Raw genomic sequence first — 1,897 nt, 5'->3', positions numbered from 1 at the left:
CTATTCGAAAAACGAGGGTTTGACCTATTCATCGACTTAAGATCGGTTCCGCCCGCCGTCGATTTTCAAGCCGAACTTTGGCGTGGTTTGACCCACACTGCATAGTCGTCGGGCAGAATGTCTTCCAGCTGTATGAGATTGTGCTTTTCCGGGGAGAGGACCAAGCTATCGGGAAAGGGCGTGGTCGGCTATCGAATCAGTGCTCAAACTGCGATGGAAATCCCGCAACTTCAGATGCCGATGATCAGACCTCTGAAACGTCCTACGCAATCCCAACAAGTGCTGGTTACGGGAGGTTCCGGCTTCCTCGGTATGTGCTGTATCTTGCAGCTGCTCGATCTTGGATACCGGGTTAGATGCACCGTACGCTCGCTGACACGCGTCCTCGGGCAAAGTTTCTCTTGTCAGCTCACGACTCCATCCCCCGTCGTTCGCGAGCGAACGGCACTATTCTGATACCCGCCGTTCATCAGGCGGACGACGAACTGGCCTCGAAGTCGGCCTGGAACCTGTGCTGCGGTTAAGGCATCCGACGTGATGATCGCGGTCGACAACTAGGTCGGCGAATTGGAAACGACCGCCACTCCAGCAAATCTGCATTAGATCAAAATTGCACGCTGGCTTACAGGCTGTGCGCAGCAGAGCCAATTCTCTTGCGATGCCGCCCCGCCTACGACAGGATCGCCGCAACTGGAGGTTAGCCTATGACGCCAGACCCCTTGCGGCCCGACCACCCGCCACTCGACACTCCAGTTGCCGTTCGTCGTATGCAAGGCGCGCACCTCGGGAAGACCGCGCAGTTTGCGGTTCACCTGTGTCGTCGATTTGCCGACGAGCTCAATCATCATGACGGCATGGACTGCGTTGTCGTCGTAGTCCTCCCGCACGCGGACCGTGAAGCCCGTGAGGGTTCCCGTTGCCAGAAGCCGGTCGAGCCTGTTCTGGATCGTGCCTCTCGCGACGCCGACGGCTTCGGCAAGTTTTGCCAGCGAGGCGCGTCCGTCTACCCTCAGATGGGCGATGATTGCACGGTCGAGCGCATCGGGGGCATATTTTGCGATGTCGCTGCCGATCATCGAATATTGACCGATTTGACAATTTCATTGTGCATATTTGCTATCCTTGCGCAATTTGCAGGGCGATGTTGAGATTTTGATCAGTATGGCTTGGCCGTACGCTGGCTGCAAACGTCCAGATAGCCCGCAGGAGACCGAGCATGCCGAGCCCCCTTCCGTCCGCAAAGGCCATGGTGCCCTTCGTCAGCGTCGACAACATGATGCGCCTCATCCACACATCGGGATCGAGACGATGCTGTTCGAGCTGACCGACGCCATTGAGAGGGATTTTCGCCGCTGGGAGGTCTTCGACAAGACACCGCGCGTGGCAAGCCATTCCCATGACGGGGTGATCGATATTTGGTGGGAACCTATTTGACGGCGACTCCGAACAGGTCAACCCGACGGGCCCAGACCAGCGGTCGACATGGCTTCCCCCGTCGCAACCTTTTCCAGGAATGTCGCCGACGGTACGAAGAACAAATTGCCGGTGACTGCACGGCTGAAGTCCAGCAACCGATCGTAGTTGCCTGGCGGGCGGCCAATGAACATGTTCTCGAGCATCTGCTCGATTCTGCGCGGCGAACGGGCGTAGCCGATGAAATAAGTGCCGAACTCGCCCTTGCCCACGTCGCCGAATGGCATGTTGTCGCGGACGATCTCCAACTGCTCTCCGTTCTCGATGATTGTGGTCAGCGCATTGTGGGCGGAGGTCGGCTTTACGGCATCGTCCAGCTCGACATCGGTGAGTTTTTTCCTGCCAACAATTCCCTCTTGCTCCTCGATTGGGAGCCCGTTCCATGCTTTCAGATCATGCAGGTACTTTTGCACTATCACATAGC

General features: G+C 57.2%; 3 protein-coding genes and 1 pseudogene. 1 reads left to right on the top strand and 3 read right to left on the bottom strand.

Annotated features, from left to right (window positions below; translation table 11 throughout):
* Nucleotides 1-599: 599 nt before the first annotated feature.
* Nucleotides 600-1,076: an Lrp/AsnC family transcriptional regulator gene (locus EOA22_RS31930; RefSeq protein WP_082826771.1), complete on the bottom strand. Its 477-nt coding sequence runs from the start codon at nt 1,074-1,076 to the stop codon at nt 600-602.
* Between the two features lie 40 nt (nt 1,077-1,116).
* On the bottom strand, nt 1,117-1,272 hold the full coding sequence (locus tag EOA22_RS38285) for a hypothetical protein (protein ID WP_206521388.1): 156 nt from the start codon (nt 1,270-1,272) through the stop codon (nt 1,117-1,119).
* On the opposite strand from EOA22_RS38285, the pseudogene EOA22_RS31925 reads away from it, so the two are divergent.
* Nucleotides 1,217-1,416: pseudogene (locus EOA22_RS31925) on the top strand (ornithine cyclodeaminase); the annotation flags it as partial. The gene EOA22_RS38285 and the pseudogene EOA22_RS31925 overlap by 56 nt on opposite strands.
* Before the next feature lie 35 nt (nt 1,417-1,451).
* Here EOA22_RS31925 and EOA22_RS31920 read toward each other — a convergent pair.
* Nucleotides 1,452-1,897, bottom strand: a 446-nt coding sequence (locus EOA22_RS31920; RefSeq protein ID WP_127390519.1) for a Dyp-type peroxidase, incomplete at its 5' end; no start/stop codon positions are given.

This window comes from Mesorhizobium sp. M7A.F.Ca.US.014.04.1.1, from assembly GCF_003998745.1.
Taxonomy (GTDB): domain Bacteria; phylum Pseudomonadota; class Alphaproteobacteria; order Rhizobiales; family Rhizobiaceae; genus Mesorhizobium; species Mesorhizobium ciceri.
This window is presented reverse-complemented; position numbering and strand designations above follow the sequence as displayed.

What these genes read in the sequence shown, in the direction of transcription:
- EOA22_RS31930 (WP_082826771.1), bottom strand. Translation starts at nt 1,076, where the DNA reads ATGATCGGCAGCGACATCGCAAAATATGCCCCCGATGCGCTCGACCGT.